Source organism: Amycolatopsis vancoresmycina (assembly GCF_000716785.1).
In the GTDB taxonomy this organism is placed as follows: Bacteria; Actinomycetota; Actinomycetes; order Mycobacteriales; family Pseudonocardiaceae; genus Amycolatopsis; species Amycolatopsis vancoresmycina.
Genome location: NZ_JNYY01000003.1, coordinates 1 through 23,885 on the forward strand (window position 1 = coordinate 1; position 23,885 = coordinate 23,885).

Sequence of the window (23,885 nt, forward strand, 5' to 3'; positions counted from 1 at the left end):
TCCTGGTAGAACGGCGCTTCAGCACCGCTCGATCTACCAGGAGTTCCTCTGCTGCCAGCGGCAACACGCCCACCCGAGCTCAGTTCAGGAACAGGCTCTTAGAACACTGTTTCTCACTCACGAGAGGCCGCGGAGCCGCTGACTTGATGCACGACCGTGGAGTCCTGCCCACCGCCTCCCTGGCCCGTCCCTCGGCGATGAGCCGGAAACGACGAGTGGCCCCACCGTTCGGTGGGGCCACTCGTCGTTTTACGGGTGTAGCGGGATCAGACCGCGGGGCTCGACACCTGGTCGCCCTGCTCGCCTGCGGGCGCCTCCTCCGGCGGCGGCGGCGCCTCGCCGCCGCCCTGGCCGCCCAGCGGCGCGATCGCCCGCAGGGTGGCGTACGTCAGCGCAGCCAGTGCGACGAACGCGACCGCGCAGACCGTCGCCGTCAGGGAGACCGACGAGTTGAACGCGTCACGGGCGGTGGTCAGCACGGAGTTCGCCAGATCGCCGGGAAGCTTCGCGGACGCGACGAACGCTCCCGCGATGCTCTCGTGCGCCTGGCCGGCCGCGTCCGACGGGACGTTCGCCGGCACGGTGACCTTGGACTGGTACACGGCCGCGGCGAGGCTGCCGAGGGTCGCGATGCCCAGTGCCACCCCGAGCTCGCCGCCGGTGGAGGCCAGCGAGGCCGCCGAGCCCGCCCGCTCCGGCGGGGACGCCCGCATCACCAGCTGGCTGATCAGCGGGCCGGCCGGGCTCACGCCGAAGAACACGATGCTCAGCCCGAGGATCAGGGTGCCGATCCCGCCGACGCTGAGCTGCGTGAGCACCACCATGCCGATGGCGGCGATGATCGTGCCACCCATCAGGATGAAGGCCGGCCGGATCTTCGCCGACAGGTTCGTCACGATCTGGATGCCGATCACCAGCGCGAACGATGGCACCAGCATCCACAACCCGGCCGCCAGCGGCGACAGGTCGTCGACCAGCTGCATGTGCTGGGTGAGCAGGAAGGCCGAGCCGCCCTGGACCGACGAGACCAGCAGGCTCAGGATCAGCGCGCCGCTCACCGCGGGGATCGCGAACAGCCGGATGTCCAGCAGCGGGCTGGCGAGCCCGCGCTGGCGCAGGACGAACACGACGCCGAAGACCACGCCGACGACCACCGCGACGACCGGCCAGACGCCGAAGCCGGACCGCGCCAGCTCCTTCAGGCCGTAGATGAACGGCAGGATCGCCGCCAGCGAAAGCGCGACGCTGAACAGGTCGAGGCGTCCCGCGTGCGGGTTCTTGGATTCCGGCAGCAGTGCCGGACCGGCCGCCAGCAGCAGGATCATGACCGGCACGCCGATCAGGAACACCGAGCCCCACCAGAAGGAGTTCAGCAGGGCGCCACCGATCACCGGGCCCAGCGCCAGGCCGGCCATCATCGAGGTGGACCACACCCCGATCGCCGCCATCATCTGCTTGGGGTTCGGGAACATGTTCATGATCAGTGCCAATGTCGATGGCATGATCGTCGCACCCGCTATCCCCATCAACGCCCGGGCGATGATGAGCATCTCGGTGTTCTGCGAGTAGGCCGCGACGATGGACAGGATCCCGAACGCCGCGGCACCGATGAGCAGCAACCGGCGCCTGCCGATCCGGTCACCCAGTGTCCCCATGGTGACGAGGAAGCCCGCGATCAGGAAGCCGTAGATGTCCGTGATCCACAGCTGTTCCATCCCGCTCGCGTGGAGGTCCTCGCTCAGCTTCGGCACGGCCAGGTACAGCACACCATTGTCGAGCATCGTCAACATGGTGGGCAGCGCGAGCACCGCAAGCCCGATCCATTCCCGCCGCCCCGCCAGTGGCGGGGCTTGTGCGCCAGTCACGTTTCTTTTCCTCTCGTCAACGACCACTGCGTTGGGTTCAGTGCTCTGCCGGATGCCCGCTTCGGATGCCGCTTGTGCGACGGAGCGCGTCCATTCTCGTGGAGACCCCCGGTTCGCGCCATCTTCTGGAATGCGCTGTTCGCCCGATCTCGCGGACCGGGTGCGCGGTTTCCGAGGCGCCCGCGGCGGGCATTCGCGCCGACATTCGCGTCGTGCGTCGCACGAGTGTCGGGATGCCGGCGCCGGTCACCCTGTCCTCCTGTCAAGAGGCTGTTTCCTGCACGTCACCCGACCATCCCGCGGCGGCCGGATGGCCGCATCTCCGGCGTTGCGAGCACGCCGCAGTCGCGGAGAGGTGCCGGCGTGCGGCCGGGCGTTAGGGTCCGACGGGGTACATCGGCTTCGTGCGGGAACCGCACGGCGGCCCGGACGGGGAGACACGGATGCGGATACTGTTCACGTCGGTGGCCCTGTGCGGGCATTTCTACCCGCTGGTCCCACTGGCGTGGACGTTCCGCGGGCTCGGCCACGAGGTGCTGGTGGCGGTCGCGGACGACTTCGTCCCCGAGGTGCTCCGCGCCGGTCTCCCGTCCGTCTCATGTGGACCCGCGGCGGACTTCGCGGGGTTCGCGGCCGAGGGTGCGACGGAGGCGCTGGCGGCGCGGCGGTACGGCAACGGACGGGTGTTCGGCCGCAACGCGGCACGCAACCTGCCCGGCCTGCTGTCCATCGTGGAGTCGTGGCGCCCGGACCTGGTGCTCAGCGAGCGGGCGGAAGCGGCCGGTCCGGTGGCCGCGTCGGTGTCCGGGGTGCCTTCGGTCGAGTTGCAGTGGGGGATTCCGCTGCTGGGCGAGTACCGCGCCGCGGCGGAAGACGAGCTCGGGCCGCACCTCGCCCGGCTCGGCGTGCCCGCGGTGCCGCGGCCGGCCACGGTGCTCAACCCGTGGCCGCCCAGCATGCGCCTGGCCCACGCCCACACCCAGCGCCGGATGCGCAACGTGCCCTACGACGGCCAGGCCCGGGTGCCCGGCTGGGTGTGGCAGCCGAGGAGCCGGCCGCGGATCTGCCTCACGCTGGGCACCGTGCTGCCCCGGCTCGGCCTCGACGGGATGTCGGAGATCGTCATCCCGATGCTGCAGGCGCTCGCCCGGCTCGACGTGGACGTGGTGGTGGCCGTCGAGGACGCGGTCGCCGCGGGCTGGCCCCCGTTGCCTGCCGTGGCCACCCACGTCGGCCGGATGCCGCTGTCGCACGTGCTCCGCGCCTGCGACGTCGCCATCCACCACGGTGGTCAGGGCACCGCGCTGACGGCCCTCGGTGCGGGGAAGCCGCAGCTGGTGCTGCCGGTGTTCGACGACCAGCTGGACAACGCCGCGGCGGTGGTCGCGGCGGGGGCCGGCCTGCAGCTGCCGCCGGGCGAGGTCCACCCGGGCACGGTGGCGGACCGGTGTGCGGAACTGCTCGGGCGGCAGCGGTTCCGGCAGGCCGCCGCCGGAATCGCCGCCGAAATCGAAACCCAGCCGTCCCTGGCCGACGTGGCCGGCGATTTGGTGGCACTGGCCGGGGCCGCCCGCAGGAAGAACGCCGCCTGATCCGCCGCACTGGCGCGTGCCTTCGGAATACGTTTGTTCTTTTCGGAACCGCAATTTCGGAGGTGTGGCGGACCCGGTCACCCATTATCCTCTGGGCGAGCGCGGCCGGCTCACCGTCGCGCACCATGCGAAAGGACGCGGGATCTTGGGAGACGTTGTTGTCGATATCACGGTGTCTTTGGACGGGTTCATCGCCAAGCCGGACGGTGATGTGACGCGTCTTCACCGGTGGGCGCGCGAGGGCGCGGGCGCCGAGGCCGAGTACACCGATGAGGCCCGGGAACTCTTCAAAGCGGACGAGTTCGGTGCGGTCGTCGCCGGCCGGCGCACGTTCGACCAATCCGGCGCGTGGGACGGAAATCCGCCGATCCCGGTGCCCTACGTCATCCTTTCGCACGATGTGCCGGAAAAGGTGGCGACCGGGGAGTGGTCGAGGTTCGTGTTCGTTTCCGGTGGCATCGAAGCCGCGATGGCCGAGGCGCAGAAGATCGCCGACGGCCGTGCGGTGGCGGTGATGGGTGGCGCCGACGTCATCCAGCAGTGCCTCGACGCGGGTTTGGTCGACGTGGTGTCCCTGCACGTCGTGCCGGTGCTGCTCGGCTCGGGCATCCGGTTGTTCGGCGACGACTCCGGTCAGCGGGAGCTCGAGCTCGTCAGCACGAGGAAGGGGCCGGAGACCTTCCGGATGCACTACCGGGTCGTCAAGCAGCCGTAGCCGGGGCGCCTCAGGCGTTCTCGACGACGAGCCGGGACAGCCGCCGCACGCCCTCCGCGATCTGCTCCGCTTCGAGGTAGCTGCAGGACAGCCGGATCCCGTGGTGGCTGCCGTCGGCGTAGAAGAAGCTCATCGGGGTCCACAGGACGCCGTACTGCTCCGCCGAGCGTTCGAGCAGCTTTTCGTCGGCCGGGAACGGCACGTCCACGACCGCGAAAAACCCGCCGCTCGGCACGTTCCACCGCACCCCGCGCTCGCCGCGGTCCGGCTGCGGGAAGTGCTCCTCGAGCGCGGCGAGCAGGGTGCGCAGGTTGTTCCGGTAGAACGCGACCTTGTCCCGGTTGGCGGTGCGCAGGCTGCAGCCCGACTCGACGAGGACACCGCCGATGACGGCCTGCGAGATCGGCGAGGTGTTCACGGTCACCATGCTCTTGATGGCCGACATCTCGTCGGCGAGCAGGGTGCGCCCGCCCTCCTCGCCGACCACGGCCTGGTCGGCGACGAGGAAGCCGACCCGGGCGCCGGGGAAGCACGACTTGGCGAACGAGCCGAGGTAGATCACGCGGCCCCCGGTGTCCAGCGACTTCAGCGTCGGGCGCGGCTCGTCGTCCAGGCCGAACAGGCCGTACGGGTCGTCCTCGAGCAGCAGCAGGTCCTGCTCGTCCGCGACGTCGAGCAGCCGGCGGCGGGTCGCCACGGGCAGCGAGACGCCGGACGGGTTGGAGAAGTTCGGCACGAGGTAGAGCGCGCGCGGCCGCTTGCCCGCCGCGCGGACCTCCCGCGCGACCTCGGAGACGGTCTGCGGGTCGAGCCCGGCCGGGGTTTCCGGCACCGGAACGACCTCCACGCCGAGGATCCGGGCGGCGCCGGTCAGCCCGACGTAACAGGGATCGGCCGCGAGGACGACGTCGTCCGGTCCCGCGCACAGCGCGCGCAGCGCGATGATCATGGCTTCCTGGCAGCCCGCGGTGACCATCACCGACTCCGCGGGCACCGCGATGCCCTCGTCGATCTCGAGCATCCGGGCGATCAGCTCCCCGAGCTGGCCGTTGGTGCGCCCGTACTGCAGCAGCAGACCGCGCACCCGCTCCTCGCCGAGGCCGCGTCCGCGCAGGTGGTCCACATAGGACTGCTGGTACCGCGCGATGTCCTCGACCGAGTAGAACCCGTCGTACGGCCGGCCCGCGGCGAGCGAGATCGCGTCCGGGTACCGGCCGGCGATCTCGTTGAGGAAGTTCATCGACGTCGCCGCCGGGTCGGAGATCGAGACGTGCAGGTCGGCGCGGTACAGCTCAAGCATGGTTCTCCGATCCGGTGGCGGCCAGCGTGGTCAGCTCGACGAGGCGGCTGCCGACGTCGAAGACGGGCAGGTCGCAGGCGGCGGTGACGAACGGCAGGACGGTCGTGAAGTGCGTGCAGGCGAGGACGACGGCGTCGAGCCCGAGTCGTTCGGCGAGGCGCAGCGTGGTCGGCAGGTGTGAGGCGGCGAAGGCCGCTTCGGGGTCACCGGCCTCGATCCCGCGCACCAGCGCGGGATCCGACACGCCGAGCATCCGGTGCCCGGGAGCGGTCCGCCACGCGGTGCGCTCGACCCCGAGGACGGCCTGCGCGTTCCCGGTGACGACCAGCGACGAGCCCAGCTTCGGCAGCAGCTCGCGGTACACGGTGACCGGCGAGATCACCGGCACGGCCGCGTCGTCGTGGTCGACCACCGCGGACAGCGAGTTGCAGAACAGCATCGCGAGGCCGGTACCGCCGTCGCGCAGCTCGGCCAGGCACCGGTGGAACGCGGCCGCCAGGCCGGCCGGATCCTGGTACTGCAACGCGTCCTGCTCGTCCGGTGACCCCGCCATGGCGTGCGGCCGCGCGGGCAGCCCCGCTTCCCGCAGCAGCTCGGCACCGAGCCCGGAGTCGTACGGGGTGCCGGCGATCACCGCCACCGGGAACGGCCCGCCGTCGAACGCCATTGCCGCCTCCTGTCCGTGCACAGCCTCTTCCCGGATGCTGCCAGCCGGGACGTCCGGCGCCGTCTCCCCGTGTGCCGTCAGTCCGGCGCGATCACCTTGCCGGGGTTGAGGATCCCGGCCGGGTCGAGCGCGGCCTTCAGCGCCCGGTGGACCCGCACGCCGACGGGACCGAGCTCGCGCGCGAGCCAGTCCCGCTTGAGCAGGCCGACGCCGTGCTCGCCGGTGCAGGTGCCGCCCAGCGCCAGGCCCAGCCGCATGATCTCGTCGAAGACCAGCCGCCCCCGGTCCACCCCGGCCGGATCGGCCAGGTCGACCACGATCACCGGGTGGAGGTTCCCGTCGCCGGCGTGCCCGACCACACCCACCAGGACGCCGTGCCGTGCGGAGATCTCTTCGACGCCGACCACGAGGTCGACGATCCGCGACCGCGGCACCGCGACGTCGTCCACGACGAGGCCGCCCCGGCCGTCCGGGAACGCCTGCGCCGCAAGCTGTTCCATCGCCGGGTGGGCGAGCCGGCGGGCGGCGGTCAGCGCCTCGGCCTCGACCGCGTCGCCGGCGACGTACAGCTCGCTCGCGCCGGCCGCCCGGCAGCACTCGGCGATCCGGTCGAGGTCGGCGCCGGCGTGCTCGCCGGTGTCGGTGGCGATCAGCAGCATCGCCGCGGCTTCGGTGTCCAAGCCCATCGGCCGGTACGCCTCGATCGCCCGCAGGTGCGTGCGGTCGAGCAGCTCCAGCATGCTCGGCACGTGGCCGGCGGCGGTCACCGCGGACACGGCCTGCCCGGCGGCCGCCACCGTCGGGTACACCGCCACCAGCGTCCGGGTTTCCGCGGGCGCGGGCCGGAGCCGGACGGTGATCTCGGTGATGATCCCGAGGGTGCCCTCCGCGCCGACGAACAGCCGGGTCAGGTCGTAGCCCGCGACGCCCTTCACCGTGCGGCGGCCGCAGCGCAGCACCTCGCCGTCGGCGAGCACGACTTCCAGGCCCAGCACGTATTCGCCGGTGACGCCGTACTTGACGCAGCACATCCCGCCGGCGTCGGTCGAGACGTTGCCGCCGATGGTCGAGGACTCCCAGGAGCCGGGGTCCGGCGGGTAGGCCAGGCCCTCCTTGGCGGCGGCCCGGCGCAGCTCGGCGTTGACCACGCCCGGCTGCACGACGGCGATCCGCTCCGCCGGGTCGATCTCGAGGATGCGGTTCAGCCCGGTCAGCGACACGACCAGGGCTCCGTCGACCGCGTTGGCCGCGCCGGCCAGCCCGGTCCGCGCCCCCTGGGGGACGACGGGCACCCCGTGCGCGGCGGCCACCCGGACGGCGGCGGCGACCTCCGCGGTGTCCCGGGGGCGCACCACGGCGAGCGGGGTGCCGGCGTCGCAGAGGTCGGCCTCGTCACGGCGGTGGGTGGCGAGCAGGTCCGGGTCGGTGAGCACCCGGTCGGCGGGCAGGACCGCCCGCAGGTCCTCGACTGGTGATCCCATGGGTCAACGCTAACGAACGACGTCGGCGCGCCTCCAGCTTTCGGCGCGAACTCCGCACCCCGCAGGAACGTGCACCGCGGTTCGCCGGAAACAGCGGTGGCCGGGTGCGCGGAACGCACCCGGCCACCGGCCGTTCGCTCGTCGACCCCGAGCGGGCCGCGGCGCTACGGCTTCCGCGCGCAGAGGATCAGGTAGCTCACGTCTTCCGGGCCCAGGTGGAACCCGGCCTGCATGCCCGTCCTGATCTCATCGGTCAGCTCCGCGCCGAATTCCTCGCTGAGGCGGCCGCTCATCTCGTCGTGGTGCTCGAGGTAGCGCCGTCCGCTGTTCACGTACACGCGGCGGCCGCACTGGATCTGCTCCTCGACCACGAAACCCGCGGACTCGAACTCCTGCACCCAGGCCTCGGCCGTCATGGGCTCGCGGGCCTGGGGGAACGGCTTCTTCGCCTGGGAGGCCTTCGTCGTCTTGATCATCTCGGAGAAGGCGACGCAGCCGCCGGGCCGGAGCACGCGGTGGAACTCCAGCAGCGCCTTCCCGAGGTCGAAGGCGTTGAAGAGCGACTCGATCGCGACGACGGCGTCGAAGTGGTTCTCCGGGTGGGTCAGGCCGTGGTAGTCGCCGACCTCGAACCGCACCAGCTCGGACAGGCCGCTTTCGTCGGCACGCGCCTGGGCCCGAGCGGCTTCGACCGGGCTGATCGTGACGCCGGTGACCCGGGCGCCGTACTCGCCCGCGATGTGGATCGCCGGTGCGCCGAGGCCGCACCCGGCGTCGAGCAGGTGCTGGTCGCGACGCAGGCCGAGGGTGTCGACGATCTTGCGGGTGAGGCGCCGGGAGGCTTCTTCCAGCGTGGCTTCGTCGCTGTCGTCGTACCAGTAACCCAGGTGCTGATAGCCGGAGTAGTACTTGTCGGCCATCGGGCTCGAGCCGTCGTAGAACTCGGCGACCTCGGGCGGTGTCCAGCTCAATTCGCTCACGGAATTCTCCCGTCAGGCATGGGGGTCTGAGCACAGCATGCCAATGCGACACGGCGGCCGCGTCTCCTTCGTTGCGTGCCTTCGCCACCCGGAGTGCCGCCCCGCTGCTCGGCAATCGGAAAGACGTGCCGTGCGTGCGCCGGATGCCAACGTCAGTGGGAGTGTCGAAGGCCAACGTCGGTGGCAGCGCGTGGAGGTTGGATGATGATGGCGCGAGCGCAGGTATCCGAAAAAATGACCGTTGACTACGTCGAGTTCTATGTTGCGGACATCGAGACGAGCCTCAAGTGGCTGGTGGACGGTTACGGCTGCGCGGTGCGCGCGACCTCCGGGGATGCGCCGGCGCAGGTCCGGTCGGTCGTGGTCGGGCAGGGGGACGTCGATCTGGTGCTGACCGAGCCGGTCGAGCAGGACCACCCGGTGGCCGCCTACGTCGAGCGGCACGGTGACGGGGTCGCCAACATCGGCCTGCGGGTGCCGGACGCCACCGCGGCGTACGAGCAGGCGGTGCGCGGTGGGGCGCGCCCGGTCGCGGCGCCCGCCGAGCGGGACGGCGTGGTGACCGCGTCGATCATCGGTTTCGGCGACGTGACGCACACGTTCGTGCAGCGGCCCGCCGACTCGGCCGCGTACGAGTCGCACGACCTGGTCGCCGCACCCGGGCCGGGCGCCGGCGCCGGCACCGGCCTGCTCACCGTCGACCACTTCGCGGTCGTCGTCGAGCCCGGCCAGATCGACGGCACCGTCGAGTTCTACCGGCAGGCCCTCGACTTCGACCTCACGCTCTCCGAGCGCATCGTGACCGGTGACCAGGCCATGTTCATCAAGGTCGTGCAGAGCAAGTCGCGGGCGGTCACGCTGACCCTGATCCAGGCCGACGCCTCGATGGAGGCCGGTCAGGTGGACGGCTTCCGGAAGGACCACGGCGGCCCGGGCGTGCAGCACATGGCGCTGCGCACCGACGACATCCTCGCCACGGTGCGGCAGCTCCAGGAGCGCGGCATCGAGCTCCTGTCCACGCCGGACGCCTACTACTCCCGGCTGGCCGAGCGCGTGCAGCCGGACCGGCACAGCGTCGAGGAGCTTCGCGAGCTGAACATCCTGCTCGACGAGGACCACGACGGTCAGCTCTACCAGATCTTCGCCAAGTCGGTGCACCCGAGGAACACGATCTTCCTGGAAATCATCGAGCGGTCGGGCGCGAGTACGTTCGGCAGCTCGAACATCAAGTCGTTGTACGAGGCGGTCGAGACCCAGCGGCACCGTGACGGCAATTGAGCCGGAAAACGCCGGCGGGATAGGGATGGGGACCACGGAAATGGAATCATTCGTCATCTCCGAGCGGTTCGCCGGCCAGGTCGCGCGGACACCGGAGGCGATCGCGGTGTCCGCCGGCGCGACCGCGCTGACCTACCGCGAGCTGGACGAGCGGGCCAACCGGCTCGCGCACCGGCTCATCGGGCTCGGCGTCCGCCAGGACGACCGGGTGGCGGTGCTGCTGGAGCGGTCGATCGACCTGGTGGTGGCGATCCTCGCGACCGTCAAGGCCGGCGGCGTCTACGTGCCGGTGCACGAGGACTACCCGCCCGACCGGCAGCAGTGGGTCGTGGACCACGCCGAGGTGACCGTGCTGCTGGCCGACGTCGCCATGCGCCGGGGTGGCCTGCCGTCCGGCGTGCCGGTGCTGGTCGTCGACGACGACCCGGCCACCGCCGGGCAGCCGGCCACCGACCCTTCGGTGCCGATCCACCCGGACCAGCTCGCCTACGTGATCCACACGTCCGGTTCCACCGGCCACCCCAAGGGTGTCGCGGTGACGCAGCGGGACGTGGTCCGGCTCATCTTCAACTCCCAGTGGACGGTGGAGCGGCACGCGCGGGTGCTGATGGTGGCGCCGTACGCGTTCAACGTGTCCACCTACGAAATCTGGATGCCGCTGCTGCACGGCGGCCGGATCGTCGTCGCCCCGCCCGGACGCCTGGAGCCGGCCACGCTGCGCGAGCTGATCAGGCGGGAGCGGATCACCGGGATCCACCTGACCGCCGGCCTGTTCCGGGTGCTCGCGGAGGAGTCCCTCGACACGTTCACCGGCCTGTCCGAGATCCTCACCGGCGGCGACGTGATCGCGCCCGGCGCGGTGCGCCGGGTGCTCGACGCCTGCCCGGACATCGTGATCCGGGCGATGTACGGCGTCACGGAGTGTTCGCTGTTCTCCGCGCACAACCCGCTGGACGCGTCCTTCCGGCCCGGCTCGCTGGTGCCGCTCGGGGACGCGTTCAACGACGTCACGATCCACCTCCTCGACAACCGGCTCTCCCCGGTGCCCAACGGCGTCGAAGGGGAGATCTACATCGCCGGCCGGGGCGTCTCGCGCGGCTACTTCGGCCGCACGGACCTGACGGCGGAGGTGTTCGTCGCGGACCCGTTCGGCGAGCCGGGCACCCGGATGTACCGCACCGGCGACCTGGCCCGCCGCAACGACGACGGCCTGCTCGAGCTGGTCGGCCGGGCGAGCAGCCAGGTGAAGATCCTCGGCTTCCGCGTCGAGCTGGCCGAAGTGGAGGCCGCGCTGGCCTCCTACCCCGGTCTGGCGCAGGTCGTCGTCGTGGTCCGCGAGCTCGAGTCGGGGGAGAAGCGGCTGGTCGGTTACGTCGTGCCGGAGGCGGGCGACGTCGACCTGGGGGCGCTGCGCGCGCACGTCAGCAAGGCGTTGCCCGACTACATGATCCCGGCCGCGTTCGTCCAGCTGGCGTCGCTCCCCTTGACGGCGAACGGAAAGCTGGACCGCAAGGCGATGCCGGAGCCCGACTTCGAGGCCGCCGCGGCCTACCGGGCGCCGGAGACGCCGCTGCAGGAAGCGCTGTGCGCGATCTTCGGCTCGGTGCTCGAAGTGCCCCAGGTCGGCATCGACGACAGCTTCTTCGACCTCGGCGGCCAGTCGCTGCAGGCGATGCGGCTGCTCAACAAGATCAAGACCGACCTCGACGTCGACCTGCTGATCAACGTGCTGTTCGACAAACCGACCGTGGCCGAGCTGGCCGAGCACATCGACGGCGCCGCGGCCGCGGCGGCCTGACGCGGAGGAGGGGAACGGATGGCGAACCCATTCGAGGACCAGGACGCCGACTACACCGTCCTGCGCAACGGCGAGGGCCAGCACTCGCTGTGGCCGGCCTTCGCACCCGTGCCGGCCGGCTGGACGGCCGTGCACGGGCCGGCCCGCCGCGCGGAGTGCCTGGCCTACGTCGGGGAGCACTGGGTGGACCTGCGCCCGCGGGGCGTCGCCGAGTTCATCGCGGCGCACGCCGGCCCCAGCTGACGCGGGCGGCGCACCCACGACGTTCCCGGTAATCCTGTTCGCATTGGAGGGTGTTGTGCCGAACGCTGCCGACCCGGCCGGCTCGACCACGATCGACGTCTGGCTCACCGACCATCCCATCCCGGACTTCAACGCTCCGGTCAAGGCGGCCGCGGAGACGTTCGGCCGGGCGCACCCGGGAATCCGGCTCCGGATCCGCGAGATCGGCTACGCCGACCTGCCGCGTGCGGTCGCCGAGGCGGTGGCGCAGGGGAACCCGCCGGACATCGCCGAGTACTACTTCTCGGCGACCCAGGTGGCGCTCGACACGCGCGGGGCCGGCGGCGGGCCGCTGTTCGTGCCGATCCAGCGCCTGCTCGGGGACCGCACCAAGGTCCTCGGGGAGCCGGTGGTCGTCGACGACATCCTGCCGGCCGTGCGCGACTACTACAGCCGGGGCGGCGAGCTGGTCTCCATGCCGACGATGGTGTCGACCACCCTCCTGTTCGCCAACCAGGACATCCTGAAGCGGGCCGGGGTCGACCGGCTGCCGGCGACGTGGCGGGAGCTCGCGGCCGCGTGCGCCGCGGTCGCCGCCCTGCCCGGCGGGCCGGCGCACGCCATCGCGTGGCCCAACCACGGCTGGCTCATCCAGATGGAGCTCGCCGCGCAGGGCCGGTTGCTGAGCAACCGGGACAACGGGCGGAGCGGCCGCTCCACCCGCGTCACCCTCGACTCGCCCGAGATGCTCGCCTACGCGCGGTGGTGGCAGGAGCTGCACGAGCGCGGCCACTACCTGTACACCGGCGAGCCGGGTGACTACTTCGGGGCCATGGAAGCGTTCACGAACCAGGACACCGCGTTCGTGATCACGTCGTCGGCGACCTCCCAGTACCTGACGCACCTGGCCGCCGAGGCCGGGTTCGAGCTCGTGCTGGGCGGGGTGCCGAACAACGAGGCGGCTCCGTACGCCGGCCGGAGCCTCGGCGGCCAGTCGATGTTCGTGGCGGCGGGTTTGCCGGAGGAGAAGGAAGACGCGGCGCTCGCCTTCACCCAGCACCTGCTCAACCCGGACCACGCGGTCCGGCGCCTGCACGCCGGCTCGCTCCCGGTGATGCGGCCGGCGTACGAGCAGGTCGTCGCGGACGGCTGGGCGGATCGGGAGCCCGGCTTCCGCGTCGCGGCGGAGCAGGTCCTCTCGTCGGACCGGACGCCGGCGGCGACCGGCGCGCTGCTCGGCGACCTCGGCGGGATCAACGACGAGCTGACCTCGGCGATGCACGACGTCCTGGTCTCGGGGGCGGACCCGGCCGCGCGGTTCCGGGTGGCGACCGAGCGGGCGCAGGACCGGCTCGACCGGTACAACGACGCCTGCCTCGCCTACCCGCCGGTGACGCCGGAGGCGCTCCAGGCAGGCTGATCCCGGCCTGTACCAAAAAGGATCCCGCCCGGCGATTTCGCCGGGCGGGATCTTTCGGTTGTGCCGGTGTCACTCCGCGGCGAGCACGGACTCCAGCGGCGCGTCGACGTCGGCCAGCGCGATGCGCAGCAGCCGGGTGTAGTCGGCGGCCAGGTTCTCCAGCGTCGCCGCGTCGAAGTCGTTGCTGTTGAAGCGGATGCTGCCGATGATCTCGCCGTCGGGGTGGACGTCGAGGGCCCACAGCACGCCGTCGGGGATGTCGGCGGTGTCCGCCTCGTCCAGCAGCCGGCGGCGCAGCTGCGAAACCTTGAGGTCACCGACGGGGTTGCCGTCGGCGCCGACCGGGAACTGGAAGATCTCGAACGCCTGCACCGCGCAGGTCGGGTCCGCGAACGGGGCGATGACCGACGGCGCCACGCCGACGATTTCGCCGAACGGGATCTCGTGGGAGTACATCCCGAGGCAGGTGTTGCGCGTGCTGGTGAGCAGCTCGCGGAACGTCTTGCAGGCCGAGAGATCCGTGCGCAGCGGCAGGAAGTTGAAGAACGGGCCGACCGTCTCGTTGAAGGCCGGGTTGTTGCGGCCCGACGTGATGGTCGCCAGCGTCAGGTCGGTCGCCCCGGTGATCTTGTGCGACAGCAGGGTGAACGCGGCGAAGCAGACCATGAACGGCGAGCTGCGCAGCTGCTTGGCGACCAGCTGCGTCGCCGACGTCACCTCGCGGTCGATCAGGAACCGGTGCACCGAGTACACGCCGGTGGCGTCGGTGCGCGTCCGGTCGGTCGGGAGCCCCGAGAACGAGGCGTCGCCGATGTTGCCCGCCCAGTACTCGCGCGCCGCGGCGACGGCGTCACCGGCCAGGTACTCCTCCTGCCACTTCGCGTACTCGCCGTACTGCGCGAACTCGGGGAGCTCCGGCTCGCCGAAGCCGCGGCGCGCCGCGTAGAACTGCAGCAGGTCGCGGATGATGATCTGCATCGACCAGCCGTCGCTCACCGTGTGGTGGGTGTTCACGACCAGCACGGAGTCCTGGTCGTCGAACCGGCCGAGCGCGGCCCGGATCAGGGGCTGCTCGGTGGCGGGGCACGTGCCGGCCTCGATCCGGTTGAGGAATTCGTGCGCGACGGCGTCCCGGGCGGCGCCCGGGCCGGGGTCGGCGAGCTCGTGCTCCTCGAGCACCGGCGTCTCGGGCGGGTGCACCAGCTGGTACGGCGTTTCGGCGTCCCGGCCGATCGTCGTGCGCAGCACCTCGTGCCGGACGACGAGGTCGTGCAGCGCCCCGCGCAGGGCCTCGGTGTCGACGGTGCCCTCGATCCGCCAGCCGCCGCCGACGATGTGCCGGGGACCGAACACCCCCTGGTCCGGACCCTTGTCGAACATGAGGAGGAACTGCTGGTTGGTGCTCAACGGGGCGCCGGGGGGCGCCGTTTCCGAACCGCTCATTCTGGTCTTTCCTTCCGGGCTCGCCCCTTGTCGGCGACGTGGGTGTCGAAGAGGTGCTCAGCTGAGGAGATCGCGGCCCATCGCACCGAGCTGCCCGAACGAAGCGAGGTCGGGCACCTGCCAGCCGTCCAGGTCGTATTCGGCGAGGCAGCGGTCGACGAGTTCCTTGTGGCTGTCGAGCTGCCCGTCGCCCATCTGCCCGAACAGCAGCTCCAGCCGGGTGTTCTCGTGGTTGCCGCCGTAGTTGCGCTCGTAGAGGTCGTGCCGGCCGCCGAACTCGGTGCCGACCGCGTCCCACAGGAGCTTCATGACCTTCACCCGCTCGACGGAGTCGACGCCGTGCGAGCCGCGCAGGTACTTGTCGAGGTACGGCCGGACGTCCGGGTTCTGGAAGTCCTTCGCGCTGGAGTTCAGGTAGATCAGCCCGCTCGCGACGTCCTGCATGACGATCTCGCGCATCCGCGCGTAGCCGAGCTGGGAGAACCAGCGGTAGGCCAGGCCGTAGTTCGGGTTGGGCAGCACCGAGCCGTTGCGCCAGGGCACCGGGTTGCGCGCCGCCGCGTCGGACAGGCCCCAGAACAGGTTGCGCCAGGCGAGCACCTCGCCGAGCCGGGCCTGGACGCCGCGGAAGTCGCTCGTCCCGGTGATCTCCAGCGCCTTGGCCAGCAGGCCGGCCAGGAACTCGAACTTCACCGCGAGCCGGGTGCAGCCGTGGAAGGTGAACCGCTCGACGAACCCGGAGTGCCCGGTGAACATGCCGACCTTGACGACGTCACCGTAGATGAAGACGTTCTCCCACGGGATGAGCACCTTGTCGAGCACGAGGATCGTGTCGTTCTCGTCGAGGCGGGAGGAGAGCGGGTAGTCGAACGGGCTGCCGGTCAGCGCGGACGCGGCCGTGTAGGACTGGCGGCAGATCAGCTTCATCCCGCGCGCGTCCATCGGCACGGTGGCGACGAGGGCGAACTTGCGGTCCTTGATCGGCAGCCCGTAGTGGGCGATGAAGTTGTAGTGCGTCAGCGCGGACCCGGTCGCCACGACCTTCGCCCCGGACACGATCAGCCCGTCGTCGGTCTCGCGCTCGACGTGGACGAACACGTCGGACACCTCGTCCGGCGGCCGGTTGCGGTCCACCGGCGGGTGCACGATCGCGTGGTTCCAGTACAGGACCTTTTCCTGCGACTCCTTGTACCAGCGCTGCGCGTTGGCCGCGAACGGGCTGTAGAAGTCGGCGTTCGCGCCGAGCGTGCCGAGGAACGACGCCTTGTAGTCCGGGCTGCGTCCCATCCAGCCGTAGCTCATCCGCGCCCACGCGGCGATCGCCTGCTGGTCGGCGACGAGGTCCTCGGCGCTGTGCGGGGTGGTGTAGAAGCGGTGGGTGTAGCCGCCGGGCCCGCCGGTGTCGGTGGCCGTGGTGAGCACGTCGCGGTGCTCGGGGTCGTGCAGCGCGTCGTAGAGCCGCGCGGTCATCCGCACCGGGTTGCGGAACGCCGGGTGCTCGGTCACGTCCTTGACCCGCTCGCCGTACAGGTAGATTTCCCGGTCGTCGCGCAGGCTCTCGATGTACTCGGCGCCGGTCAGCGGGCGCGTGGTGGCTTCCGTCGGGTCGCTCATGGGTGCGCCAAGCCGAAGACCTCGGCGGCCAGCTCCCGGCCGGCGAGCTTGGCCAGGTAGATGCTCACCCCGCCGTGACTGTGCAAAGTGGACATGTCGCGCCAGATCCGCTCGATGCGCTCGCCCGTCCGCACCGCGCTCGACCCGGCGGTCGGGAACAGGTGGTCGGCCACGGCGCTCCAGGCCAGCCGGAGGGCCTCGCTGCTGATCAGCGACAGCCTCAGGTCGACCTCACGGGTGAAGGCCGCCGATCCGCGCTCGGCCGTCTCGTGCCACTGCCGCACCGCGTCCGTCAACGCGGCGCGCGCGGTGGCGATGCGCCCGGCGGCTTCGCCGTAGTGCAGCTGGAAGTCCGGGTCTTCGGTGCGCGGGACGATCGGCGGGTAGATCGTCGTGCGGCTGGGCATCAACTCGCCGTAGGCCGCCAGCGCACCGGTGGCCATGCCGACCGCCAGCGCGCCGACCTGGAACTGGATCATGCTGAGCAGGCCGCCGCCGTACAGCGGGTTGCCGTGCAGCTCGAAGCCGGGCGTGCCGTCGACGACGGACGTCACGCCCATGTGCGTGCCGGGCAGCGCGAAGTGCGCCGGGACGTGCGCGCGGTCGATCTTGACGCTGTGCGAGCCGCTGCCCTTCAGCCCGAGCTGCGCGCCCCAGTCGTCGAGCCGCTCCCACTGGTCGCGGGGCAGGGCGAACAGCATCGGCGCGGGCGGTTCGCCCTCGCCGCCGGCCACGAGCGTGTGGCCGATGAAGTGGGTGGCGTACGGCGAGCCCGAGCTGTACCGGTGGACGCCGTCGACGATCCAGCCGCCGTCCTCGGCGCGCTCGGCGAACCCGACCGGCCCGACCGTGGCCGGGCAGATGAAGTCGCCGCCCGCGAACAGTTCGTCCTGCGCGGCCTCGCTGAACAGGCTCGCGGCGACGTGGGCGTGCGAGGCGCCGAACGTGTACATCCACGCGGTGGACGGACAGCCGGCGGCGAGCGCGGTCACGACCCGCAGGTAGGTGTCGAGGCCGAATTCGTAGCCGCCGTAGCGCCGCGGCACGAGGATCCGGTAGAAACCCGCGTTGAGGAACTCGTTGTGCGTTTCCAGTCCGTAGTACCCGCGCTGCTCGGTCTCCTCCTGCCGGCCGACGAGATCGGCGGCGATCCGCTCCGCGCGGGCCACGACCTCGTCCGCCGTCAGCCCCGGCTCGGGCGGGGACGGATAGCCGTCTGCGGGCAGACTCCTGGCGGCTGTCATGACCTGTCATCCCTTCGCCGAACGTGCCTCGGCTTCGAGGATCACACCGGCGTTCGAGGGCTGACATCCTTGGGAATGCGGTGTTCCCCGCGCGGGGAAGCGGGGCCGCGGGCACCGAGGGCCGACCGCAAGCCAGAAGACGCGTGAACCGCTCCGGGGGCGCAGGCTCGAACCGGAATATCCGTGGACGCCGGCCCAGCCTTGCGCGATCTGGTGTTCGTGCACGTCCGTTTCCCTTGGAGGATATCTTGGCCACCACGATCCCGACGCGCGAGGAAATCGTGCGCAAGGTGTCGGACCTGATCCCGTCCCTGCGCAAGCAGTCGCTGTGGGCCGAGGAAAACCGCCGCCTGCCGGAGGAGACCATCGAGGCCCTGGCCGACGCCGGGGTCTTCAAGCTGCGCCGCCCCAAGCACTTCGGCGGCTACGAGGCGGACACGACGACGCTCACCGAGGTCGCGACCGAGATCGGCCGCGGCTGCCCGTCCACGGCCTGGGTGGCCTCGGTGTACTGGATCCCGACCTGGATGGCGTGCCAGTTCCCGGACGAGGTCCAGGAAGAGGTGTTCGCCACCCCGGACACCCGGATCTGCGGCACGCTGAGCCCGTCGGCGATGGCGACGCCGGTCGACGGCGGCATCACGGTGAACGGCAAGTGGGGCTTCATCAGCGGCGCCCACCACGCGCACTGGCAGGAGATCATCGCGATCCTGGTCCCGCCGGACGGCGAGCCGTACCCGGTGATGGCCCTGGTCCCGTTGTCGGACCTGCTGGTGATGGACGACTGGGACACCTCGGGCCTGCGCGGCACCGGCAGCATCAGCACGTTCGCGAAGGACCTGTTCGTCCCGCAGGAGCGGGTGCTGCCGCTCCCGGTGGTGTTGTCCGGCCAGAGCGCGTCCAAGCGCAACGCGAACTCCCCGATCTACCGCGCCCCGCTGATGCCGGTCGCGGCGGCCTCCTCGACGGGCGCGATCGTCGGCATGGCCCGCGGCGCGATGGACGTGTTCCTCGACCGCCTGCCGGAGCGCAAGATCACGTACACGAACTACGACAGCCAGCGCGACGCGCCGATCACGCACTTCCAGGTGGCCGAGGCGGCCCTGAAGACGGACCAGGCCGCGTTCCACGCGTGGCGGGCGGGCAACCTGGTCGACCGCAAGTGCGAAGAGGGCACGGAGTGGAAGCTGGAGGAGCGGGCCCGCACGCGTGCGGACGTGGGCAGCGTGATCCAGCTGGTCAAGGAGGCGATCGGCATCCTGGCCAACGCGTCCGGCGGGACGTCCATCTACAAGGGAATCCCGATCCAGCGCATCTACCGCGACATCCTGACGGTCAACCAGCACGCGCTGATGCACCCGAACACGAACTTCGAGCTGTACGGCCGGGTGCTGTGCGGCCTCGAGCCGAACACGCTGTACATCTAGGTCCGGTCCAGACGCCGGCCGCCCCCCGCGCACGCGGGTGGCGGCCGGCGTTCGTCGCGTGGAGGTCCCGATGTTGGTCAGCATCACGGGCGGAACGGGTTACGTGGGAGCCCACTCGACGGCGGCGCTGGTGAAGGCGGGCCACCGCGTCCGCCTCCTGGTGCGCGACGAGTCCACAGTGGAGAGTGCGCTGGCGCCCCTCGGTGTCGATCCGGCCGCGGTGGACGTGGTCACGGGCAACGTGCTGGACCGCTTCGGAGTGGACCGCCTGCTCCGCGGCGCGGACGCGCTGCTGCACGCGGCATCGGTGTATTCGTTCGACAGCCGAAGCCATCGCGAGCTGTCCCGCACGAACGTGGCGGGCACCGAGCAAGTCCTGGAGGCGGCCCGCAGGGCGGGAACGGGCCGGATCGTGTACGTGTCCAGCTTCGGAGCGCTGCTGCCGTCGCCGGGCCGCCCGCTGACCCCGCGGTCGCCGGTGGGACGCCCCCGCGAGAGGTACCTGGCGGCCAAGGCGGAGGCGGAGACGGTGGCCCGCACCCACCAGGCGGCGGGCGTCCCGGTGACGATCACGTACCCACCGGCCCTCCTGGGCCCCCACGACCCGAAGCTGGGCGACCAGGTGACGAGGCTCCGCAACACGTTGCGGGGCTTGATGCCGATCTGGCCGACCGGAGGCCTCCCGATGGGCGACATCCGCGACACGGCATCCCTCCACGCGGCCTTGATCACGGGAACGGGCCCGGCGGGCAACCGCCACTTCGCCCCGGGAAGGTATGTGAGCACGCGCGAGTTCGTGTCAACGCTGCGCGAGGTGACGGGCCGAGCACTGCCGGCGGTGTACCTCCCGGCCCGCGCGATGTTCCCGCTGGGGGTGTTGACGGGGTGGGTACAGCGCGCTTGGCCATGGCACATCCCGGCCGAGTACGGCGCGATGTACACATGCGCTTGTGACGCTCGGGTGGAGGAGAGCGGCCGGCCGAGCCGGGAGTTGAGCGAGACCCTGGCGGACACGATCCGCTGGCTGCACGGGAAGGGGCTGCTCGCGGCGCGGGCCGCGGGGACGGTGGCGGACGGCGGGCTGCGGGCGGCCTGACGGGGGATCGCATTGGCCGGGCGGGTTTCGCTCGGGCGTGGGGTGGTTGGTGGCCGGGGGAGTCGCCCCGCGCGGCGAGGTGCGGCGGTCGGTTCGGTCTGGACCACCGGCCTCGCCTGGTACGGGCACCGGGATCAGACCGCGGGCTGCCAGTGGTCCGGTTCAGTCGGCCACCCCGCTGGGTACGGGCAGCGGCGCCAAGGCCCTCAAATGGTCCGGCTCTTGCTCCCCCGCCCCGCCCCCTCCCCGTGCCCTCAGATCCTCTGGCCTCCCGGAGCTTGGCCCTCGAGGTCAGGTGCCCCGGGCCCGGAACCCGGCCCGCTGGGGCATGCGGGCCGGGCAGCTTCGGGGGTCCGGGGCTCGCGGGCTCGCCTCGGCGGAGCCCGGCGGGTGCGCTGCCCGCCGGTCGGCAGCGCACCCGTGCGCCGTCCCGAAGCCGCAGGCGGTTTCCTCCGTCAAGCCGCGTCCGATGTGGATGGCTGGTCCTCGGCTGCCTCCGGTGGTGGGGGTACTGGTTGCGAGGCGAGGCGGGCGCGGTCGGCCAGGTGCCTGAGCTTCGTCAAGTGGCGCTGGACCAGACCTGCTCGGCGGGCTTCGTCGAGTGTGGCTCGGGTGATGGTGTTCTGCCTTCGCCGGCGGTGGCGGCCGCCCGGGGGTTCGTGGCTCACCTGGGGCTCCTCTGCGGTGGGTTCACTCGATCGTGTGGTTGTTGGGTCACTCGATCGGGTAGATAACAAGGTTGTCTCGGGAAGAACTCGTTCTAGAACGGTTGGGCCACCTGGGTGCTTACGCGGTGCGCCTTCCGGAGTCCGTTGCACGGGATCCGGCGAAAGGGGGGACCGTCCACAGTGGGGGCACGAGCGCGGGCGAAGTGTGGGGCCGGTCACTGGCCCGGGGTGCGCCGTGCGCTGCTGCGCACGGCGTCTTCCCTGGTGGCGCCCCCGGCAGGACTCGAACCTGCGACCTAGAGATTAGAAGGCTCTTGCTCTATCCAGCTGAGCTACGAGGGCCCGCGCCGACGGCCGCTGCCGGTGACCCGGCACTGGCAGCTTAGTCTTCGCCATCCACTCGATCGTTCGACACCGGCGAATCGTTTCAGGTCTCGTTCGACGTAATTCGCGAAAGCGGGACGGACCCTCCTCCTGTGTCCGGGGAAGTGCTGAGCGTGACCGAGCGGGCTTCTCCCCGCGGCCGGAACCTGTAATCTGACGGTCAGAAGGCTCTTGCTCGGTCCAGCCAGAACCCTGCTCGCCCGACCCGCGGCCGGGCAGGCAGCGCCGTGCGCCGCTGCTTGCCCGCCGCAACGGGCCGAGCCGGGCCTCCTGCGCGAATTCCGGCAACATCCCTGCTCGGGACGCTTCCGTCGGCGGGCGGCCGCTGCAGAGTTCCCTGAGCCCCGCAGGCGCGCCCACGGCGCCCTCCAAGGACCCGCCTGGCCGGTCAAACCCTCGGCGACCCATCCCGCGCAGGAACCGCGGAACACCGCCCTGCCGACCCGTCGCTGGGCAGGCAGCCGCCGCGTGCCGCAAGGGGTGGAACTGACCCCTTCGCGGACTTCGGGAGAGAAGGTCCCTGCTCGGGACGCTTTCAGCAGGCGGAAACTCCCGCGGCGGCCACCGCGGAGGTCTCCCGAGGCCCGCATGCGCGGCCCGAGGGCCGAGGGGCCCGGCGGAAACTCCCGCGGCGGCCATCGCAGAGGGTGTCCCGAGGCCCGCATCTGCGGCCCGACGGCCCAAGGACCCGGCGGAAACTCCTGCGGCGGCCACCGCGGAGGTGTCCCGAGGCCAGCATGCGCGGCCTGAGGGCCCAAGGGGCGCGAAAATCCTCGGAAGCCCGCATGCGCGGCCCGAGGGCCCAAGGGCCCGGAAAAGCCCTTGGAGGCCCGCAGGCGCGGCCACAGGCCCTCCGAGGACCCCGAGGAACCCCTCAGCGACCACCCCGCGCGCAGGGCGTCACTGAGGCGCCGCGGAACCCCCTGGGAAGCCCGTGGGCGCGCCCCGCCGCTGAGGCGCGCCCACGGGGTGGGGCCGCTGCGGGGAAGCGGCCCCGGTCGGGCCCGGCCGCCGCCGCGAGCCGGCTCTCCCCAGGGAGCGGACGGCGGGTGGGCCCGGGTCATGGGATCACTCCCAGATCTGGATGCCGCGGACCAGGAACGGGGCGTTCGGCACGTACGTGCCCCCACCCGGATAGGTGACGAAATCCCCTTCCGTCGAACATTCCTCGTCCTGGTACACCGTGACATCGCGGGTCATCAGATTCGCGAACGACGACCCGTCGAATCCTTCCGGCAGTGGCAGGCATTCCTCGGTATTGGCCGAACGCAGGTCGAAACGCTGGATCTGCCCGCCGTAACCGTCGGACGGCCACAGGCAGAACTCGCCCTTGCGGCAGCCGGGATCGGTGCCGGCCTGAGCGGCTCCGACGCTGGTCAGCAGCCCGATCATGGCCAGGACCACGATGTGCGGCAGGCGGGAACGAAGACGAAGTGCGGACATGGTGGATTTCCCTCCGGAATCGCGGCTCTTGCGGGCCGCGGTGAACGTGTGATTCCAGATTGGCGGGCGGCGGGGGAGCTGTCAGCCCGCAATTCCGAATCTGTGGACAACCGGCCGGTGCAGGAATGGTTGTCCACAGGTCCGCTATCGTGGTCTTGCGGAAATGGAGAGACGGTGTTATGCCGGGCCCGTGCTGTCCCGCACCACCAGCGAAACCGGCACCTCGGACGACGTGACGGAGGTAGCGACCGCCCCACCGTCCAGCAGCGAAAGCACCAGCTCCCCGGCAATCCGCCCCTTGGCTGCCAGATCCTGCCGAACCGTGGTCAACGGCGGCGACGACCACGAAGCCGGCGGGCTGTCGTCGAAACCGGTCACCGACAGCTCACCCGGCACAGCGATCTCCAGCTGCCGAGCCGCCGCCAGCACAGCCAGCGCGAGCTGGTCGGACATGCACAGCACCGCGGACGGCCGCGGCGATGCCCCGAGCAGCGCAAACGCCCCCTCCAGCGCACTCTCCGCACTCAACCCGGCCGCCTCGTGCAAAACGACGTCGCACGATTCCAGCTCGCCCAGATAGCCGACCAGCCGCTCCCGCGTGTCCCGGAACGCCGCCCCCGCGGCCTCCGCGGCGGTCAGCGCACCCCCACCGGGCCGCACGTGGCTGTGCGCGGCGAAGATCCCGAACCGCCGGTGCCCCAGTTCCCGCAGGTGGCGCGCGGCCAGCGCCGCACCGAGCCGGTCCTGGCAGCCGATCCGCGCCGCGCCCGGCACCAGCGGCTGGTCGATCACCACCAGCGGCAGCCCGCGCGTCCGCACGGAATCCAGCGCCGGCACGCCGTCGGCCAGCGAATACGCCACGGCGATGTCGGCCTGCGCGGCCAGCACCCGCTCGGCAGGCGGGCCACCCTGCGCACCGCCCGGCAGGAGCAGCAGCGCGTGCCCCCGCGGATCGACCACGCGGGCCAGTGCGTCCAGCGTCAGCGACAACGCCGGGTCCGAGAACGCCGTCGACAGCGACGTGTCGAGCAGCACGGCGATCGCGCCCGTCCGGCTGGTCGCGAGGCTGCGCGCGGTGGGGTCCGGCCCGGCGTAGCCCAGCTCGGCCGCCACCCGCAGCACCTCGTCCCGCAGCCGGGCGGACAGCTGGTCAGGCCGGTTGTAGGCGTTCGAAACGGTCGCCCGCGAGACCCCCACGGCGACCGCCACGTCGTCGAGCGTGGGACGGCGGCGCCGGGTCATCCGCGC

The 23,885-nt window shown here is 71.4% G+C and carries 18 protein-coding genes and 1 tRNA gene; 8 read left to right on the forward strand and 11 right to left on the reverse strand.

Features of this window, described 5'->3' with window-relative positions; genetic code table 11:
- Positions 1-266 precede the first annotated feature (266 nt).
- A complete protein-coding gene (locus OO60_RS08010; protein WP_081911164.1) occupies positions 267-1,865 on the reverse strand; it encodes an MFS transporter in 1,599 nt (532 codons plus the stop codon).
- Positions 1,866-2,308: 443 nt separating this feature from the next.
- Between OO60_RS08010 and OO60_RS08015 the strand changes: the two genes are divergently transcribed.
- Entirely contained in the window at positions 2,309-3,457 is a 1,149-nt protein-coding gene (locus OO60_RS08015; protein WP_004561058.1) for a nucleotide disphospho-sugar-binding domain-containing protein, read from the forward strand.
- 64 nt (positions 3,458-3,521) lie between these two features.
- On the forward strand, positions 3,522-4,172 hold the full coding sequence (locus tag OO60_RS45760) for a dihydrofolate reductase family protein (RefSeq protein ID WP_162146259.1): 651 nt from the start codon (positions 3,522-3,524) through the stop codon (positions 4,170-4,172).
- A 10-nt stretch (positions 4,173-4,182) separates the two neighbouring features.
- Here OO60_RS45760 and OO60_RS08025 read toward each other — a convergent pair whose 3' ends face one another.
- The 4 genes from OO60_RS08025 to OO60_RS08040 form a co-directional block, all read right to left on the reverse strand.
- A complete protein-coding gene (locus tag OO60_RS08025; RefSeq protein ID WP_004561060.1) occupies positions 4,183-5,472 on the reverse strand; it encodes an aminotransferase-like domain-containing protein in 1,290 nt (429 codons plus the stop codon).
- Positions 5,465-6,139: an aspartate/glutamate racemase family protein gene (locus OO60_RS08030; protein WP_004561061.1), complete on the reverse strand. Its 675-nt coding sequence runs from the start codon at positions 6,137-6,139 to the stop codon at positions 5,465-5,467. The genes OO60_RS08025 and OO60_RS08030 overlap by 8 nt, the downstream gene beginning before the upstream one ends.
- A 77-nt stretch (positions 6,140-6,216) precedes the next feature.
- Entirely contained in the window at positions 6,217-7,620 is a 1,404-nt protein-coding gene (locus OO60_RS08035; RefSeq protein WP_033261125.1) for an FAD-binding oxidoreductase, read from the reverse strand.
- A gap of 164 nt (positions 7,621-7,784) precedes the next feature.
- A complete protein-coding gene (locus OO60_RS08040) occupies positions 7,785-8,600 on the reverse strand; it encodes an SAM-dependent methyltransferase (RefSeq protein WP_051767650.1) in 816 nt (271 codons plus the stop codon).
- 234 nt (positions 8,601-8,834) lie between these two features.
- On the opposite strand from OO60_RS08040, the gene hppD reads away from it, so the two are divergent.
- The 4 genes from hppD to OO60_RS08060 are packed head-to-tail and all read left to right on the forward strand — an operon-like array spanning position 8,835 to position 13,318.
- Complete coding sequence (gene hppD, locus OO60_RS08045) at positions 8,835-9,878, forward strand: 4-hydroxyphenylpyruvate dioxygenase (protein ID WP_003075556.1); 1,044 nt, start codon at positions 8,835-8,837, stop codon at positions 9,876-9,878.
- 40 nt (positions 9,879-9,918) lie between these two features.
- Positions 9,919-11,676 (forward strand): non-ribosomal peptide synthetase, encoded by a 1,758-nt coding sequence (locus OO60_RS08050; RefSeq protein ID WP_003075553.1) that lies wholly within the window; start codon positions 9,919-9,921, stop codon positions 11,674-11,676.
- A gap of 18 nt (positions 11,677-11,694) precedes the next feature.
- Positions 11,695-11,919 (forward strand): MbtH family protein, encoded by a 225-nt coding sequence (locus tag OO60_RS08055; RefSeq protein ID WP_003075552.1) that lies wholly within the window; start codon positions 11,695-11,697, stop codon positions 11,917-11,919.
- A 55-nt stretch (positions 11,920-11,974) separates the two neighbouring features.
- Entirely contained in the window at positions 11,975-13,318 is a 1,344-nt protein-coding gene (locus tag OO60_RS08060; protein ID WP_003075551.1) for an ABC transporter substrate-binding protein, read from the forward strand.
- Positions 13,319-13,387: 69 nt separating this feature from the next.
- Here the strand turns inward: OO60_RS08060 and OO60_RS08065 are convergent, their stop codons facing one another.
- Genes OO60_RS08065 through OO60_RS08075 form a run of 3 tightly spaced genes read right to left on the reverse strand, consistent with a single transcriptional unit; the run spans position 13,388 to position 17,619 of the window.
- Positions 13,388-14,761 carry a condensation domain-containing protein gene (locus OO60_RS08065; protein ID WP_003075550.1) on the reverse strand — a complete coding sequence of 458 codons (1,374 nt, stop codon included), beginning with the start codon at positions 14,759-14,761 and terminating at the stop codon, positions 13,388-13,390.
- 57 nt (positions 14,762-14,818) lie between these two features.
- The gene (locus tag OO60_RS08070) at positions 14,819-16,375 is read right to left on the reverse strand and encodes a 4-hydroxyphenylacetate 3-hydroxylase family protein (protein ID WP_003075549.1); all 1,557 of its coding nucleotides are present in this window, start codon (positions 16,373-16,375) and stop codon (positions 14,819-14,821) included.
- A complete protein-coding gene (locus tag OO60_RS08075) occupies positions 16,372-17,619 on the reverse strand; it encodes an acyl-CoA dehydrogenase family protein (RefSeq protein WP_033261127.1) in 1,248 nt (415 codons plus the stop codon). Before OO60_RS08075 ends, OO60_RS08070 begins: the two co-directional genes overlap by 4 nt.
- Before the next feature lie 248 nt (positions 17,620-17,867).
- Here OO60_RS08075 and OO60_RS08080 point away from each other — a divergent pair, with 248 nt between their 5' ends.
- Together OO60_RS08080 and OO60_RS08085 are read left to right on the forward strand one after the other, a co-directional pair.
- The gene (locus OO60_RS08080) at positions 17,868-19,046 is read left to right on the forward strand and encodes an acyl-CoA dehydrogenase family protein (protein ID WP_003075547.1); all 1,179 of its coding nucleotides are present in this window, start codon (positions 17,868-17,870) and stop codon (positions 19,044-19,046) included.
- A gap of 70 nt (positions 19,047-19,116) precedes the next feature.
- The gene (locus OO60_RS08085; protein ID WP_003075546.1) at positions 19,117-20,142 is read left to right on the forward strand and encodes an NAD-dependent epimerase/dehydratase family protein; all 1,026 of its coding nucleotides are present in this window, start codon (positions 19,117-19,119) and stop codon (positions 20,140-20,142) included.
- A gap of 933 nt (positions 20,143-21,075) precedes the next feature.
- Here the strand turns inward: OO60_RS08085 and OO60_RS08090 are convergent.
- The 3 genes from OO60_RS08090 to OO60_RS08100 form a co-directional block, all read right to left on the reverse strand.
- Positions 21,076-21,152: transfer RNA gene (locus OO60_RS08090), tRNA-Arg, on the reverse strand.
- Positions 21,153-22,262: 1,110 nt separating this feature from the next.
- Positions 22,263-22,637, reverse strand: a complete 375-nt coding sequence (locus OO60_RS08095; protein WP_033261128.1) for a peptidase inhibitor family I36 protein — start codon at positions 22,635-22,637, stop codon at positions 22,263-22,265.
- A 177-nt stretch (positions 22,638-22,814) separates the two neighbouring features.
- On the reverse strand, positions 22,815-23,879 hold the full coding sequence (locus OO60_RS08100; protein WP_033261129.1) for a LacI family DNA-binding transcriptional regulator: 1,065 nt from the start codon (positions 23,877-23,879) through the stop codon (positions 22,815-22,817).
- Positions 23,880-23,885 lie beyond the last annotated feature (6 nt).